Below are 15,520 nucleotides of genomic sequence, written 5' to 3'. Positions count from 1 at the left end.
TAAGATTAAGTTTTATTTGACTCAACATCGTTTTGATTTGCTTTTCAGCGTCTCGCTCCGTGTCAGTGGGTGCGCATTATAGGGAGAAATTAAAAGTGCGCAACCCCTTTTTAAAAGAAAAATGCATTATTTTTTAGATATTTAAATATACAGAGTTACAAACCAGTTAATTACAGCTTACCCACAAAACCCTGTGGATAAACGATGTTTTTATCGCTCTTCTTTAGAACACCTTGCTAATTATGCTAGATTACGCCCCTCATTTATTCCTTCAATTTACTAGGCATTCAATTATGGCTGATATTTTAAACTTTATTAGTGGATTGTTATGGGGACATGTCCTTATATATCTATTAATAGCAGCAGGTTTATTTTTTACCTTCCGTTTGGGCTTCATTCAATTTAGACAATTTCCTTATATGGTTAATGTCATGGCTAATAGTAGACAAGGTTCTGATTCGGGCATCTCTTCATTTCAGGCTTTTTGTACTTCATTAGCCGCACGCGTTGGAACAGGTAATATGGCTGGCGTTGCTGTTGCACTCTATTTAGGTGGTGCTGGTGCTATTTTTTGGATGTGGTTAATTGCACTTATCGGTATGGCAACCAGTTTTGCCGAAAGCGCTCTTGCACAGCTTTATAAAACAAAAGATGAAGATGGCAACTTCCGTGGTGGCCCTGCTTATTATATGGAGTATGGTTTAGGCAAGCGTTGGATGGGTGTGCTTTTCTCTTTATGCCTTATATTAGCATTTGGTCTTGTATTTAATGCAGTACAAGCAAACTCCATCACAGCCGCGTTCGAAGTGGCATTTGATATTCCAAAACACATTATGGGTGTTTTACTCGTTATCGGCTCTGGTTTTATTATTTTTGGTGGTTTAAAAACCATCTCTCGTTTTGCTGAGTTGGTTGTGCCCTTTATGGCTTTGGCTTATCTAGCTGTTGCATTATACGTATGTGCTATCAATTTTGAGCTTTTACCAGCCGTATTTAAGCAAATTATCTACAGTGCTTTTGGTATTGAACAAGCAGGCGCTGGTGCAATTGGTTATGCTGTCATGCAGGCAATGATCCAAGGGATTAAACGAGGACTGTTCTCTAACGAAGCTGGTATGGGTAGCGCGGCAAATGCAGCAGCTACAGCTACACCGAATCCTAACCACCCTGCATCGCAAGGTTATGTTCAAATGCTTGGCGTGTTTGTTGATACTATTATTATCTGTTCTGCAACTGCCGCACTTATTTTACTATCTAATCAACTAGTCCCTGAGTCTGGTGTTACTGGTATTGCTTTAACACAAGCTGCGCTTGTTCAACATGTAGGCGAATGGGGTGCTATTTTCATTGCAATTGCCATTTTATTCTTTGCATTTACGTCTATCGTAGCTAATTACTCATATGCTGAAACAAACTTAATGTTCTTAGAGCACAATCATAAACATGGCATGTTGACCTTTAGATTATGCGTGCTTGGTATGGTGATGTTTGGTTCTGTTAGTGAACTTGGCTTGATTTGGACAATGGCCGATGTGTCTATGGGCATGATGGCGATTGTAAACGTAGCAGCTCTATTCATGTTATCAGGTGCTGTAATCTGGCTTTATAAAGATTACATCTCTCAGCTTAAACAAGGTAAAGTGCCAGTATTTGACCCTAATAGTAATGAGAAAATTAAAGCGACATTACCTAAAGGTATATGGACTAAATAATTCATAAACATTAAAAAAGCCGTTGAAGTATTCCAACGGCTTTTTTTGAAATCTTTTCTAAAGCAATATTAGATTGCAGTTTTCGCAAACTCTTTTACAAATTCTCGTACTGGAATATCGTTACAACGTAAGCTACGTGCTTTGTAACCGATTTCTTTAATTCCTTTTCTCGCCGCTGTCATACATAAAGACGTTTCTAAAGTTTGGTTTTTAGCAACTAGTGTTACTTTCTTTTCTGAAGATGTATTTGCTTCAAGCTCAGCACGTTTCGCAACTTTACGAATATCTTCGCCATTACATAATAAGCTCGGTGAAAAACGAGACACGTTTAAGCCATGTTTGCTTGCTTCTTTACGAGCTGCTGAGAAGCCTTCTGTTGAAGCAATAACACATACTTTAGTTTCTGCTGAGTTATCAGCTGACACGAATGCTGATGCTTGAGCATTCAAAGAAACAGTTAAACCAAAAGCCAAAAGTGAGATAGATTTAAGCATAATACACCTAATAAGAACGAGTTTGCGCGCATTATATAGCCACTTTTATTCTTGTAAATGCAATAAATCATTTATTTTGTACATTTAATAAACAGTTTACATTTGATTAAATGTCGTGTTCAAAGCATTTAAAAGTTTATCTAATTTGTACAATTTGTTTAAAACTTAACGCATGCTTTTACTACTTTACATGTCTTTACAATCTTGGCTGGTGAGACTGTAAAATCTGAGTTAGCATCAAAAGGAATAATTTATAACAAGGATTACTATGAAACGATTTCTACCTCATGCTTTAAGCATCATTTCTTTGGCAGTATTAGCTGGTTGTAATAATGACAATAACACTCAAACTCAGCAATCTACTGCTCAAGTACAAGAGAAAGCTGTTGCAGCACCGATAGCCAAAAAAATTCCACACGAAATGGAAATACACGGCCATAAACGTGTTGATAATTACTATTGGATGCGTGATGACGAGCGAAAAGATCCTGAAATCATTGCTCACTTAGAAGCCGAAAACGCTTATACTGCCGCGCAACTTAGTAACACAGAAAAGCTTCAAGAAACACTATTTGAAGAACTTAAGTCTCGGATCCAAAAAGACGACAATTCTGTACCGACCAAACGCGGTAACTATTTCTACTCTTCGGAAATGCGTGGTAATAACGAATACCCTATTTATGTTCGTAGCAGTGACTTCAAAGGATCTGATAAAGAGATCCTTCTTGACGTTAATGAACTTGCAAAAGGCCATGAATACTATAGTGCATCGGGCTTATCTGCGAGTCCAAATGACCAACTACTCGCTTATGGTGAAGATACAGTCAGCCGCAGAATTTATACTATTCAAGTTAAAGATTTAAAAACAGGCAAACTTTTAGACGATAAAATTGAAGGCGCGCAAGCAAGTGTTGTGTGGGCTAACGATAATCAACATTTCTATTATGTTAAGAAAGATCCGCAAACTTTATTAGGCTATCAAGTTTACCGCCATAAGTTAGGCACACCGCAATCAGCAGATGAACTGATCTACGAAGAAGCAGATAATACTTATTATACCTATATAGGTAAAACAAAAGATGGTTCGAATGTTGTCATTTACCATTCAAGCACCGAGTCTTCAGGAATGTCTTTCATAGACGCAAACGATAGTAAAGCTAAGGCCAAACGCTTTATTCCTCGTGAGAAAGGTCTTGAATATAATGTTTCGAAACATAAAGACACCTACTATATTTTGACCAATCTAAATGCGGTTAACTTCAAACTAATGCAAGTTAACGAAAAAGACTTAGGTGATAAATCTAAATGGAAAGAAGTCATTGCACACCGCCCTGCAGTTAAACTAGAAGGTATCGAACTTTTCGATAACCATCTTGTTTATCAAGAACGTGAAATGGGTCAGGTAAAAGTCATCGTTCGTTCTCTTAAAGATGGCAGTGAAAAAGCACTTAAATTTAATGATGACGCATTTGCTGCATATTTATATGGCAATAACGAATTAGACAATGACTCAATCCGTATTTACTACACAAGCATGACAACACCAGGTACTCACTATGACTTTAATCTAGAATCAGGTGAACCAAGTATTCTTAAGCAAAATAAAGTTCTGGGTGACTTCAAAGTTGAAAATTACGCTTCAGAACGTATTTTTGTTACAGCAAGAGACGGCGTTAAAGTGCCCGTTTCTCTTGTTTACCGCAAAGACAAATTCAAAAAAGATGGCACAAATCCATTATACCAATATGGTTATGGCTCTTACGGCGCAACAATGGATCCAAGCTTTTCAAGCAATCGACTTAGCTTATTAGACCGCGGTTTTGTTTTCGCAATTGCCCATATCCGTGGTTCACAAATGCTAGGCCGTCCATGGTATGAAGATGGTAAAAAGCTGACCAAGCAAAATACCTTTAATGATTTTGTAGACGTAACAAAACAGCTAGTTGAACAAGGTTATGGCCATAAAGATCAAGTTTACGCTGTAGGTGGCAGTGCTGGCGGTCTGTTAATGGGTGCGGTGATCAACCAAGCACCTGATTTATATAAAGGCATTGCTGCACATGTTCCTTTTGTTGACGTAGTTACAACTATGCTTGATGAAAGCATTCCACTTACTACCGGTGAATATGACGAATGGGGTAACCCAAACGACAAAGCTTATTACGACTACATGCTAAGCTATTCGCCTTATGATCAGGTTAAGAAGCAAGATTACCCTCATATTCTTGTAACGACTGGCCTACATGATTCTCAAGTACAGTACTTTGAGCCTGCAAAGTGGGTAGCAAAACTGCGCGACTATAAGACAAACGACAATAAGTTATTGTTTAAAGTAGATATGGAAGCGGGTCACGGTGGTGCATCAGGTCGCTTCAAACGCTTACATGATACTGCTCTAGAGTATGCATTCTTCCTAGATTTAGCAGGAAAAAATAACTTATAAAATAGTTATTCTGTAAATGTAAGGCCAGATTAACTGGTCTTACATTCTCTTACATTTCGCTACACTTCGACACACACATTTCCACTCTTCATTGCTAAAATTAAAACATATCAAAAGTAGCTTAGGCTCAGGGAATTGTTATGTTTGCATCAGCGTATAAAAAGATTTTTAGTTTAGTTTTATGTTTTGGCTCAACCTCGGCGTTAGCAGAGCCAGTCTCTCATCTGAGTAAGCTAGATAAAAGTCACTCTCAATCAGCAAGCTTCAAGCAAAACAATGGTGATAAAAAGTTTCCAACCAGAAAAGAGTAACCTCATGGTTACTCTTTTTATTTAAAACGCTTAGTTTCCGAATTTTATTCTAATTATTCGTTTAGCGCTTTAAGTAGTGTTTTGCCATCTGAGTCTACATTCCTTATCAGCTCTAAACCCAGTATTTTAGCTATTGTTGGGTATATTTCTAAATTACTCATTTCTTTAATTTGATAGCCCTTTTTAAAAGCTGGCCCAGTTGCAACAAACATAGCAGCCATATCATCTGTATTTGCAAAACCATGAGTACCTTTATAATCTAGTTTGCCATCAAAGCTAAAAACACTCGGAGCTTTGGTTTCTAAAATAATATCTGGGATCCTTGGAGTGCCATGGTAATGACGCTGCTTTAAGATCGTATCATCTAGCACTGCATATCGATTGTTTGAGATAAGACGTAACTGTTGCTTTGCTGAATTAACGTTTTCAATTGAAGCGTCATTCGCATAAATAAGTACTCTTGGTCCTGTGTTTTTCACCGTCCAAGACTTTGGAATATTCAGGCTGCTAATCGTGATTGTTTTGTCTTCTTTTAATGAGGACATACCATGATCAGCCACCAGCACTAAGTTTACATCATGAGGCAGCTTTTTTAAGCGCTCATCAAACTGCCCGATTAACTTATCCATTGTTTGCACGGCATCATAAACTTCTTTGCTATCAGGTCCAAAGTCATGACCCATACTATCGACTAATGAAAAATACCCTGCAACAAAACTTGGTCTTTGTTCTTTTGGTAACTTTAACCACTCAACCATTTGGTCGATACGCGTTTGGTAATCACTATGTTTTGAGTAATGATAGTAATAGTCAGGGGTCATGCCATTAAAGCGTGCATCGGATTCTGGCCAGAAATAGGCAGCTGATTTGAGCCCTTGCATTTTTGCCAGATTCCATAAAGGTATGCCATTAAGCCAAGTACTATCTCCTTGCCCTTTACCCATCTTATAACAATCACCTCTTTGTTTATCACAGAACTTATTGTCGATAATACCGTGATTGACCGGTAGTAAGCCGGTAATTATGGATATATGATTTGGAAAGGTTTTACTTGGATATACAGGCCACATTTTAGTGGCTCGAACACCGCCATCGGCGATGTGTTTAATATTTTGAGCGTTATGTTTTTCAATATAATCCCACCGAAAACCATCAAGTGAGATAAGGACGACAGTTTGTTGCTTTGCGATACTGGGTATGGCTATAAGCAATAAGACACAATAAAAAAGTGTTTTGATCATTTAAAATTCCCGTGTTTAAGTGCGCTTTTATTTTGGTTGCTTAAAATGACAAAAGAAACAATTTTCGATAAAAGATATTTATAAAATGAAAGAAATCTTCTTTATCTCGGTCTTATTGCGTATTCCTAATTATAAAGGTTGTTAAATGAAAAAGTTGTATTGCAGTACCAAGATGGCGCTTTTACTCGTTGTATTATCAAGTTTATTGATGAGCACGAGTATGTTGCTAATGGGCAGTCATAGACATATCGAAAAAACAGTCAATTTTTTTGGCTTCAACTCACTCCTAAGTTATGAACTTGCTAACATGCTGGCTGCTTTATGCTTTTCTTTACTTGCTGTATTTGCGATACTTTCTATGTACTTTGAAAAAGCAAAACCGACTTTAGCATATTTACTCATTATTGTGTCTGTAGTGCCTTTACTAAGCCTTTTTTCAACGGGTATGTGGATTGAAAGCATGGGCGGTTTTCCTGTCATCGGAGCAGGCCAAAACGTCATTAAGTATTTTGCGTTACTTTCTATTGGCATCTGTCTACTTAACCCAAACCTTTCTAATCATGTAATGCAGTGGATAGCGATATTCCCAGTTTTGGTGGTACTCGTTTGGATCGGGGGTATGAAGTTTACCTTGATAGAAGCACAAGGGATCGAAGATTTACTGCAAACTTCACCATTTATGTCTTGGATGTATAGTGTTTGGGATTTACAAACTGCCTCGAATTTAATTGGCGTTTATGATTTGTTAGCTGTCGCACTTTTGATTGCAGCCATTTATAACAGAAAAGCACTTTGGATTGGCCTGTTAATGTCACTTGCAGTTTTTGTCATGACACAAACATTTTTAGCTACAACCCCAGGCGCAGTTACTTCATCAACTATTTTATCTACGACTGGTCACTTTTTAATAAAAGACTTGTGGTTTATCGCGAATTTAATTTTCTTTTTAAAGTTTACCGAACAAAAAGTATGATAAAAAGGGCACGTTTAAAGGTGCCCTCTCATATCCTGCTTATTTATATTTACCATAACTACCATCATCAAATAATGATTTAAGTTCATTGGCAAAACTCACAAACTTTTCTTTAATCGTGCGCTTAATTTCAACGTCAACTGAACCTAACCAAAGTTTGCCTTTAATCTTTATAGTCGGTGCTTGTTTTGGCGCAATAGATGGCGCTTTATTTTCTACATTACCTAGAATACAAAACGCCTCGCAGATCACATTTACACCTTCGGGGATCAAAATTTTCTCTGAACCCAGTATGCAATTTACATTTACAGTTACTTCTTGGTGCTCAAATACAGCATCGGAAAAGTCTAAGGTTGTAGAACCCAATACATTTAATAAATTAATTTCTTTCGGTACCGCCCATTTACCTGTTCGAGAGCTGTTTCCTAAAACCGTTTTAATATCTAGCTTGTCGCCTGCAGATTTTTGTCCGTAATTAATATTCAAGCTAGCATCTTTTTGTGCCGTATACTTCTCGTCTGCTTGCATAGTAAGATCTGCTGTTAAGGCGACGATTTCAGCATGAACCTGTGTACTCATTGCTTTGTCTAAACGTCTTTCAAATGCCTCTGCGGAAATAACACCATGGCTATAGTTGTAAATTAGGTTGTCTATTACTTCTTCTCTGACTTGTTCAATTGGTCTATCTTCTAATACGACGCTCATGATATTTCCCTACTATATAATACCAATCTGCAATAACACTTAATTAAGCTGATTGGTATAAGTGAATGAAAGGTTCAACTTAAGCATTCAATAAGCTGTACCATTAAAATTGTATTTATTAAATTCAAAGCAATAACCGAACCAGAAATAAAGTCATTATAATTCAATGCACTAGTTCGGACTGCACTTCTAGTTAGGTTGCTTTTTCACCAAAACTTGAGTGTATTGACCAATAAATAACATATCTCCCAAACCGAAAAAAGTGATAGATAATTAAATTGCTATCTCGGGCTTTCGCAACTCCCTTTCAATGTTAAAATGGTACGTAAATTACATAGAACTATAAGCTCAAATTATGAAAGTAATCTCATTTAACATTAATGGCCTTCGTGCTCGTCTTCATCAATTACAAGCATTAATCGACAAACATCAACCTGACGTAATTGGTTTACAGGAAATCAAAGTTCACGATGAAGCGTTTCCGGTTGAAGATGTAGAAGCTATGGGCTACCACGTTTATTTCCATGGTCAAAAGGCACATTATGGTGTCGCACTGATGTCGAAGAAACCTGCTAAATCAATCAAAAAAGGGTTTTCGACTGATACAGAAGAATCCCAAAAACGTATGATTTCAGGTGTATTCGAGAATGATAAAGGTGAAGATGTGATCATTCATAATGGCTACTTCCCTCAAGGTGATAACATAAATCATGAAACCAAGTTCCCATACAAGCGTCAGTTCTATAAAGACTTAATGACACACTTAAATGAAAATCACACGCCTGAAGAAAATGTCATTGTGATGGGTGATATCAATATCTCACCGATAGATTTAGATATAGGTATTGGTGAGCCAAATAAGAAGCGTTGGCTTAAAACGGGTAAATGTTCATTCCAACCAGAAGAACGTGAATGGCTTGCGACGTTAATGGATTGGGGATTTAAAGATACTTTCCGCGAATTAACACCAGAAAAGACAGAACGTTACTCGTGGTTCGACTATCGCTCAAAAGGTTTTGATGATAACCGAGGCCTTCGCATTGATGTAGTGTTAGCGACTGAATCATTGATGGCCAAATGTGTAGAAAGTGAAATCGATTACGATTTAAGAGGCATCGAAAAGCCTTCTGATCACGCGCCAATTTGGGCCGAGTTTAAATTTTAATTAGAACTCACTCTATGTTATTGACCCCGCTTGTTACCTTAATCATATTCGCGTTTACTATCGATAAACGCGAATATTTAACGCTTTGGCATAGGCCTATCCGACAAACTGGTGTACTTGCTTGTTCAGTTGTACTGGCTCTGCTTTGGCAAATTAAAGCGGGGATTTTGCCCTATCTAAATATTCATATATTGGGAATAACCGCAATTACTTTGGTTCTTGGCTGGCGGTTAGCAAGTTTAAGTGCTCTACTTACCAGTCTCTTATTACTTACTTTTGGCACCATTCAATCTTATGAATTTGCCGACTTTTATCTTTTTACTGCGCTACTTCCCATATTGGTCAGTTACGCCCTTTTTGTACTGTGTTACAGCAAATTACCAAGACATTTTTTTGTGTATATTTTTGTCTGTGCATTTTTATGCGCAGGCTGTATTGGCGCATTCAAAATATTGTCGTCAGGTGTATATTATTGGCTAATTGATACGTACACATTCCAACAGTTATTAGATAACTATTTATTTTATGCAACGTTAATTTGGTTTCCCGAAGCCATGTTAAATGGTATGGCAATCACTTTACTTATTACTTATAAACCCCACTGGGTTAAAACCTTTTATGATAAGGAATACTTAGATAAATGACGCTAATTTATCACTGTCCGCTTTGTCAGGCTCCGTTAAATAAAACTGGCAATAGCATGTCTTGCGAAAACAGACATCAATTTGATTTCGCCAAAGAAGGCTATGTCAACTTATTGCCTGTTCAGAATAAAAAATCAAAACAACCCGGTGATAATTTAGATATGGTTCAAGCGCGTCGTGCCTTTTTTGCAACTGACCATTATCACTTTTTGAGACAAGAGATTGCCAATCTAATTTCACTATCTTCTCCTCAAACATTGCTCGATTTAGGCTGTGGTGAAGGATTTTATACGCACTTATTTGCCAATGAACTGCCCGAATGTGATGTATATGGGCTCGATATTTCTAAATCAGCCGTTAAATATGCGGCTAAGCGATATAAAGAGGCTAATTTTAGTGTTGCCTCAGCTAAACAAGCACCATTTGCAGATGAAAGTATGGACTGTGTTGTCACTGTGTTTGCCCCAGTTTTTGAAAAAGAATTACAAAGGCTGGTGAAGAGCACAGGTAAAGTAATTCTAGTGAACCCGGGCCCTAAGCATTTATTCGAACTGAAATCGTTAATTTACCCTAATGTGAATTTACATACACATCCAGATACCCCTGCTGGGTTCAAATTAGTTAAACACCATGAGCTTGAAAAACAAATAGAGATTAAAACAGAAATCATTGAGCATTTAATACAAATGACACCATTTGCTTGGAAGTTTAAAGAAAGTCACTATGACGCTTTAAAGGAAAAGCAGAGCCATACAATCACCCTATCATTTTATTTAAGCGAATATCAGAAGGTTTAAATAAAACTATCTTGTACACCCCCCCCTTTAATTAAATGATTACTTTGAGGGTGGGTACAACTGAAAAGAGCAGTTTAAAACTGCTCTTTTGTAAATGCTTTATCCATTTTCTCAAACATGTCTTTTAACAGTTTTGCCAAAGTTCGATAAGTGGGTCTGCGCGACTGTAATTGCATGGGCGCATCATAGCCATTGGCCACCATCTTATTAAACAATTCTTGATACCAAGTATTTAAAGATGGATTAAGCGGCGTATCAGCACGCTTCCCTAACCAAAGTAAACCTTGAGCAGGCAAAGATATAAAGAAAAGTGCAATGGCTAAAGATTGAGGTACATACTGATTTCCCAACCAATTGGTTTGCAATACTAAAGTAATCACAGCAAGTAAAGGCATAACACTGATCGCAAGTTCAGTGGCTTTTATGACTCTAAATTCTGCAAACATAGGCGCAAGCTCTTTGCGCATAGGCCATTCTTTGGCGTACTGTCGTCCAAGTTGCATTTGAGAAATGAGACTTTTTTGCATTAGGACTCCTAGAAGCTAACTATTCGGTCAAAATTGGGGTAAAATAAACAGTTATCATTGTCTATTATACCTTTGTATTACTGCGTAGCTTAAACCGCGACTTCGCTTTAAGCTTAATACGCATTTACTGTTATTGTCAAAATTGGAAATGCATATGCCCTCATCTCATGTACTGGTTTTAAATTGCGGAAGCTCTAGTTTAAAGTTTGCCATCATCGACACAGTGTCGGGTGACGAGCTTCTTTCAGGTCTTGCTGAACGTTTAGGCGAGCTAGATCCGCAAATCAAGTACAAGTTTAATGGTGACAAGCAACTTATCGCGCTATCACCAAACGATGCTCATCAAACTGCAATTGCAAAGTTAGTTGAACTCGTAAAACAACTACAATTAGATTCAAGCCTAGTTGCTGTTGGACACCGTGTTGTTCATGGAGGCGAGCACTTCACAGAGTCTGCATTAATCATACCTGATGTGATAGAAGCAATCACACAAACTTCTTCACTTGCGCCATTGCATAACCCAGCTAACTTGCTTGGTATCGAAGCGGCGCAATCTGCGTTTTCACAACTGCCTCAAATTGCAGTGTTTGATACCGCATTTCATCAAAGCATGTCGCCAGAAGCTTTCTTATATGCGCTGCCTTATACGCTTTACAAACAACATGGGATCAGACGCTATGGTTTCCATGGCACCAGTCATGCTTTTGTATCGGCAGAAGCAATCAAGACCTTAAACCTTGACGAAACAAACTCAAAGGTTATCAGTGCGCATTTAGGCAATGGTTGCTCTGTTACTGCTATTAAAAATGGTAAATCGGTAGATACCAGTATGGGTATGACACCACTTGAAGGCTTGGTGATGGGCACCCGCAGTGGCGATATTGACCCAGGCATTTTCAACTACCTTACTGAGCAACTGAATTACTCAGCAAAGCAAATAGATACGCTCTTGAACAAAGAAAGTGGCTTACTTGGCATTAGTGAACTTTCTAATGATTGTAGAACCATTGAAGAAACTGCGGCTGATGGGCATCAGCAAGCAGCACTTGCATTAGATATATTCTGTTATCGTTTAGCAAAACAAATTGCAGCGTTTGTAGTGCCATTAGGTGGGTTAGACGCACTGATTTTCACTGGTGGCATTGGTGAAAACTCAGATGTAATTCGCGCTAAGGTCGTTGCACATTTATCTTTCTTAGGTTTAGAAATCGACAATGATAAGAACCTTGCGGCACGCTTTGGTTCTGAAGGTGTGATCACAAAGCAGACAGCGCCATGTGCCATTGTGGTGCCTACCAATGAAGAATGGATGATTGCCAACGATGCAGCAAACATTGCACAGGAGCAAAAATAATGAGCCGTAGGATCATGTTAATCCCCATCTCTACTGGGGTTGGTTTAACATCTGTCTCTGTTGGTCTTGTACGTGCGCTTGAGCAAAAAGCGGTAAAAGTAAACTTTTTCAAACCCATTGCGCAACCTCGTAAAGATGATATAGGCCCTGAGAAATCGACGGTTATTGTGCAACAAGGTTCAACCATCCAGCCTCCAATGCCTTTTGAACTCAGTTATGCTGAACAAATGATTGGTGATGGTAGAGGCAATGATCTACTTGAAGAAATCGTTGAGCGCTTCGAAAGTGCCATCAGTGATGATGAAGTTGCGATTATCGAAGGTATGGTGCCTACTCGCCTTCAGCCTTATGCTGGTCGTGTAAACCGTGAAATAGCTCAAACACTTGGGGCTGATATCGTATTTGTATTAACACCAGGAAATGACACGAACGAACAGTTAGAAGATAGATTAGAAATTGCCTCAGGTAACTACGGCGGCATAGATCACAGTCGTGTACTGGGTTGTATTTTCAACAAAGTAAATGCTCCGCTTGATGAAGAAGGCCGTGCGCGTGCTGATTTAGTTGACCAGCATGAACCTGAAGAACTTGAAAATGAAATGAACCGTTTGGCGTCATTGCCTATTTTCAGAAAACACCCGTTTATGTTACTTGGCGCAATTCCTTGGGATTTCGATCTGGTCGCGCCACGTGTAGCAGACTTAAGTGATTACCTAAAAGCCGAAGTGATCAATGCCGGTGACATGGCTCATAGGCGTTTACGCCGTGTGACATTCTGTGCCCGAACAGTTTCAAATATCTTGAATCACTTTACCCCGGGTGCATTATTGGTTACGCCGGGAGACCGCTCAGACGTGTTAGTGGCGGCGTGCTTGTCCGCTATGAATGGCACTAAGTTAGGTGCTATTTTATTGACGGGTGGTTTTAAACCTGAGCCGCGTATCATGACTTTATGTGAGCAAGCAATGGAAACGGGTCTACCTATTCTAGCAACCGAAGCCGATACATGGCGTACATCTTTGTTACTTCATAACTTCAATATGGAAGTACCAAGTGATGACGAACAGCGTATTGAAAAAGTAAAAGAGCATAACGCAGCGAACATCGACTCAGATTGGTTAGATACTTTAGCCAAAGATGTTGCTAAAACGCGCAAGCTTTCTCCTCCAGCATTTAGATTCTTGTTGACCGATTTAGCTCGTCAAGCAAAGAAAACCATTGTGCTTCCTGAGGGCAATGAGCCTCGCACAATTAAAGCTGCTGCAATTTGTGGTGAACGTGGTATAGCTAAAACGGTTCTATTAGGTGAAAGAGAAGAAATTGAGCGTATTGCGCTTCAACAAGGTGTAGAGCTCAACGAAAACGTTATTATTAAAGATCCGAGTGAGATACAAGATAGTTACGTTGCACCTATGGTTGAACTGCGTAAGAACAAAGGTCTTACCCCTGTGGTTGCTAAAGAGCAACTGCAAGACAACGTAGTATTAGGCACTATGATGCTCGCTGAAGACGAAGTCGATGGCCTTGTATCTGGTGCGGTGAATACCACAGCGAATACTATCCGCCCTCCTCTGCAGCTCATTAAAACAGCGCCGGGTTCATCTTTAGTGAGCTCTGTGTTCTTTATGTTACTACCTGATCAAGTATTGGTTTATGGCGACTGCGCGATTAACCCAGACCCTACTGCTGAGCAACTTGCCGATATCGCCATTCAGTCAGCTGACTCTGCTGCGGCATTTGGTATTGAGCCGCGAGTGGCCATGATCAGCTACTCTACGGGTGAGTCGGGCCAAGGTGCGGATGTAGATAAAGTACGTGAAGCCACTAAAATTGCCCAGCAGAAACGTCCAGATCTTGAAATTGATGGCCCACTACAGTACGACGCAGCGATTATGGAAAATGTAGCGCGCAAAAAAGCCCCAAACAGTAAAGTCGCAGGTAAAGCAACGGTGTTTGTATTCCCTGACTTAAATACTGGTAACACAACTTACAAAGCAGTACAAAGAAGTGCTGAACTGGTAAGTATTGGTCCTATGCTGCAAGGTATGCGCAAACCTGTGAACGACTTAAGCCGTGGTGCACTGGTAGAAGATATCGTTTATACCATTGCACTTACGGCTATTCAGTCAAAGCAATTAGCAGAACAAACAAAATAACACTGTTTGTACAATTGTAAAACTTAGCTAAGTGTTGAGGGTTTAACTTTTTAACACTTAGCTATACTATAGGCATATAGCCCAATAAACATAAGCGACTATGTCAAAGCAAACATTACAATTGTTAAAACAGGACTTTTCAATACATAGCCTTGACGTTGACCAAACAATTCCTAACCAAGTGTTAGCGTGTGATATCTTCTTTATTTCTAAAACACTTGAAGAACTCTCTATTGTTTGCCCTTCAGATATTGAAATTGATAGTTTTGCAACTGAAGCACATTGGCGAGCATTAGAAGTGATAGGTCCACTTGGTTTTTCTTTAACAGGGATCATGGCAAATATTTCTGGAGTTTTAGCTAATGCTAAAATTTCCATTTTTGCTATTTCTACCTATGACACCGACTATGTTTTAGTCAAAGAACAACAAATTCAAGACGCAATTAATGCGCTGAAAAAAGACGGATACACGGTTCTTTAATGCAGTTTTCTCAATCAGTCCCTTTTGCACCTATCAATGAAATTGTTGATCCAGTTTTACATCTCGCCAGTCCGTTCAGCGGCAAAGTACAGTCTTTAAAACAGCATCCGCTTGCCTTATTTTCTTCTGGCATGATTGGAAGAGGCGTGACTGTAGAGTTAACCCAAGGAAAAGTTTCCGCACCATTTGACGGTAAAATCGAACAAGTTAAACGACATGGCTACGAGATTATACTGGTTGCAAAAAATGGCTTGAAATTACTCATTCATATTCATCCACCTTCAGAGCAAGCCAATACAAGTTTGCAAATAAACAGTGCCTTCGGCAAAAAAGAAGTCAAGCAAGGAGAATTACTTGCTTACTTCGAAACCACGCACCTAGAAAAACCATTGCTCGGTAGTTTACTTATTGTTAACGCCGATAGATTAGGTCCTTGCTTTTACCCGTTGAAGCAAGTGCGTACTGGGCTAGATCCACTCATTACAATTACTCAAAACCAGAATATTTAAGAGGCTCT

15 protein-coding genes are annotated in these 15,520 nt (G+C 38.9%); 11 read left to right on the top strand and 4 right to left on the bottom strand.

The window, feature by feature from the left end; all coding sequences use genetic code 11:
• Nucleotides 1-293: 293 nt before the first annotated feature.
• The gene (locus tag ACGHEH_RS12935; protein WP_390446012.1) at nt 294-1,712 is read left to right on the top strand and encodes an alanine/glycine:cation symporter family protein; all 1,419 of its coding nucleotides are present in this window, start codon (nt 294-296) and stop codon (nt 1,710-1,712) included.
• A 68-nt stretch (nt 1,713-1,780) separates the two neighbouring features.
• Here ACGHEH_RS12935 and ACGHEH_RS12930 read toward each other — a convergent pair whose 3' ends face one another.
• Nucleotides 1,781-2,206: an exonuclease III gene (locus ACGHEH_RS12930; protein WP_390446010.1), complete on the bottom strand. Its 426-nt coding sequence runs from the start codon at nt 2,204-2,206 to the stop codon at nt 1,781-1,783.
• 268 nt (nt 2,207-2,474) lie between these two features.
• Between ACGHEH_RS12930 and ACGHEH_RS12925 the strand changes: the two genes are divergently transcribed.
• Nucleotides 2,475-4,649, top strand: coding sequence for a S9 family peptidase (locus ACGHEH_RS12925; protein ID WP_390446008.1), 2,175 nt, complete (start codon nt 2,475-2,477; stop codon nt 4,647-4,649).
• 140 nt (nt 4,650-4,789) lie between these two features.
• A complete protein-coding gene (locus ACGHEH_RS12920) occupies nt 4,790-4,960 on the top strand; it encodes a hypothetical protein (protein ID WP_390446006.1) in 171 nt (56 codons plus the stop codon).
• 53 nt (nt 4,961-5,013) lie between these two features.
• Here ACGHEH_RS12920 and ACGHEH_RS12915 read toward each other — a convergent pair whose 3' ends face one another.
• On the bottom strand, nt 5,014-6,201 hold the full coding sequence (locus tag ACGHEH_RS12915) for an alkaline phosphatase family protein (protein WP_390446004.1): 1,188 nt from the start codon (nt 6,199-6,201) through the stop codon (nt 5,014-5,016).
• Nucleotides 6,202-6,346: 145 nt separating this feature from the next.
• Between ACGHEH_RS12915 and ACGHEH_RS12910 the strand changes: the two genes are divergently transcribed.
• Nucleotides 6,347-7,174 (top strand): DUF417 family protein, encoded by an 828-nt coding sequence (locus tag ACGHEH_RS12910; RefSeq protein ID WP_390446002.1) that lies wholly within the window; start codon nt 6,347-6,349, stop codon nt 7,172-7,174.
• 39 nt (nt 7,175-7,213) lie between these two features.
• Here ACGHEH_RS12910 and ACGHEH_RS12905 read toward each other — a convergent pair whose 3' ends face one another.
• Nucleotides 7,214-7,879 carry a LiaF domain-containing protein gene (locus tag ACGHEH_RS12905; RefSeq protein WP_138483025.1) on the bottom strand — a complete coding sequence of 222 codons (666 nt, stop codon included), beginning with the start codon at nt 7,877-7,879 and terminating at the stop codon, nt 7,214-7,216.
• Nucleotides 7,880-8,234: 355 nt separating this feature from the next.
• Between ACGHEH_RS12905 and xthA the strand changes: the two genes are divergently transcribed.
• Genes xthA through rlmA form a run of 3 tightly spaced genes read left to right on the top strand, consistent with a single transcriptional unit; the run spans nt 8,235 to nt 10,485 of the window.
• Nucleotides 8,235-9,044: an exodeoxyribonuclease III gene (gene xthA / locus ACGHEH_RS12900; protein WP_390446000.1), complete on the top strand. Its 810-nt coding sequence runs from the start codon at nt 8,235-8,237 to the stop codon at nt 9,042-9,044.
• Nucleotides 9,045-9,058: 14 nt separating this feature from the next.
• Nucleotides 9,059-9,688 (top strand): energy-coupling factor ABC transporter permease, encoded by a 630-nt coding sequence (locus ACGHEH_RS12895; RefSeq protein WP_390445998.1) that lies wholly within the window; start codon nt 9,059-9,061, stop codon nt 9,686-9,688.
• Nucleotides 9,685-10,485, top strand: coding sequence for a 23S rRNA (guanine(745)-N(1))-methyltransferase (rlmA, locus tag ACGHEH_RS12890; protein ID WP_390445996.1), 801 nt, complete (start codon nt 9,685-9,687; stop codon nt 10,483-10,485). Before ACGHEH_RS12895 ends, rlmA begins: the two co-directional genes overlap by 4 nt.
• A gap of 74 nt (nt 10,486-10,559) precedes the next feature.
• Here rlmA and yfbV read toward each other — a convergent pair whose 3' ends face one another.
• The gene (yfbV, locus tag ACGHEH_RS12885; protein WP_058029604.1) at nt 10,560-11,012 is read right to left on the bottom strand and encodes a terminus macrodomain insulation protein YfbV; all 453 of its coding nucleotides are present in this window, start codon (nt 11,010-11,012) and stop codon (nt 10,560-10,562) included.
• 154 nt (nt 11,013-11,166) lie between these two features.
• On the opposite strand from yfbV, the gene ACGHEH_RS12880 reads away from it, so the two are divergent.
• The 4 genes from ACGHEH_RS12880 to ACGHEH_RS12865 all read left to right on the top strand — a co-directional run bounded on the left by ACGHEH_RS12880 (nt 11,167) and on the right by ACGHEH_RS12865 (nt 15,512).
• Complete coding sequence (locus tag ACGHEH_RS12880; RefSeq protein ID WP_390445994.1) at nt 11,167-12,366, top strand: acetate kinase; 1,200 nt, start codon at nt 11,167-11,169, stop codon at nt 12,364-12,366.
• On the top strand, nt 12,366-14,522 hold the full coding sequence (gene pta / locus ACGHEH_RS12875) for a phosphate acetyltransferase (protein WP_390445992.1): 2,157 nt from the start codon (nt 12,366-12,368) through the stop codon (nt 14,520-14,522). Before ACGHEH_RS12880 ends, pta begins: the two co-directional genes overlap by 1 nt.
• Nucleotides 14,523-14,622: 100 nt before the next feature.
• Nucleotides 14,623-15,003, top strand: a complete 381-nt coding sequence (locus tag ACGHEH_RS12870) for an ACT domain-containing protein (RefSeq protein WP_390445990.1) — start codon at nt 14,623-14,625, stop codon at nt 15,001-15,003.
• Complete coding sequence (locus ACGHEH_RS12865) at nt 15,003-15,512, top strand: PTS glucose transporter subunit IIA (RefSeq protein ID WP_390445988.1); 510 nt, start codon at nt 15,003-15,005, stop codon at nt 15,510-15,512. The genes ACGHEH_RS12870 and ACGHEH_RS12865 overlap by 1 nt, the downstream gene beginning before the upstream one ends.
• Nucleotides 15,513-15,520 lie beyond the last annotated feature (8 nt).

Origin of the sequence: Pseudoalteromonas sp. MTN2-4, from assembly GCF_042848605.1 — a bacterium.
Taxonomy (GTDB): domain Bacteria; phylum Pseudomonadota; class Gammaproteobacteria; order Enterobacterales; family Alteromonadaceae; genus Pseudoalteromonas.
The sequence above is the reverse complement of the archived record's forward strand: the minus strand, read 5'-3'. Positions and strand labels throughout refer to the sequence as shown.

Excerpts from the sequence above, each read along its gene's own strand:
- ACGHEH_RS12865 (WP_390445988.1), top strand. The coding sequence starts at position 15,003 with ATGCAGTTTTCTCAATCAGTCCCTTTTGCACCTATCAATGAAATTGTT.
- ACGHEH_RS12880 (WP_390445994.1), top strand. The coding sequence starts at position 11,167 with ATGCCCTCATCTCATGTACTGGTTTTAAATTGCGGAAGCTCTAGTTTA.
- yfbV (WP_058029604.1), bottom strand. The coding sequence starts at position 11,012 with ATGCAAAAAAGTCTCATTTCTCAAATGCAACTTGGACGACAGTACGCC.
- ACGHEH_RS12915 (WP_390446004.1), bottom strand. The coding sequence starts at position 6,201 with ATGATCAAAACACTTTTTTATTGTGTCTTATTGCTTATAGCCATACCC.
- ACGHEH_RS12870 (WP_390445990.1), top strand. The coding sequence starts at position 14,623 with ATGTCAAAGCAAACATTACAATTGTTAAAACAGGACTTTTCAATACAT.
- ACGHEH_RS12920 (WP_390446006.1), top strand. The coding sequence starts at position 4,790 with ATGTTTGCATCAGCGTATAAAAAGATTTTTAGTTTAGTTTTATGTTTT.
- ACGHEH_RS12905 (WP_138483025.1), bottom strand. The coding sequence starts at position 7,879 with ATGAGCGTCGTATTAGAAGATAGACCAATTGAACAAGTCAGAGAAGAA.
- ACGHEH_RS12925 (WP_390446008.1), top strand. The coding sequence starts at position 2,475 with ATGAAACGATTTCTACCTCATGCTTTAAGCATCATTTCTTTGGCAGTA.
- rlmA (WP_390445996.1), top strand. The coding sequence starts at position 9,685 with ATGACGCTAATTTATCACTGTCCGCTTTGTCAGGCTCCGTTAAATAAA.
- ACGHEH_RS12910 (WP_390446002.1), top strand. The coding sequence starts at position 6,347 with ATGAAAAAGTTGTATTGCAGTACCAAGATGGCGCTTTTACTCGTTGTA.
- ACGHEH_RS12935 (WP_390446012.1), top strand. The coding sequence starts at position 294 with ATGGCTGATATTTTAAACTTTATTAGTGGATTGTTATGGGGACATGTC.
- ACGHEH_RS12930 (WP_390446010.1), bottom strand. The coding sequence starts at position 2,206 with ATGCTTAAATCTATCTCACTTTTGGCTTTTGGTTTAACTGTTTCTTTG.
- pta (WP_390445992.1), top strand. The coding sequence starts at position 12,366 with ATGAGCCGTAGGATCATGTTAATCCCCATCTCTACTGGGGTTGGTTTA.
- ACGHEH_RS12895 (WP_390445998.1), top strand. The coding sequence starts at position 9,059 with ATGTTATTGACCCCGCTTGTTACCTTAATCATATTCGCGTTTACTATC.
- xthA (WP_390446000.1), top strand. The coding sequence starts at position 8,235 with ATGAAAGTAATCTCATTTAACATTAATGGCCTTCGTGCTCGTCTTCAT.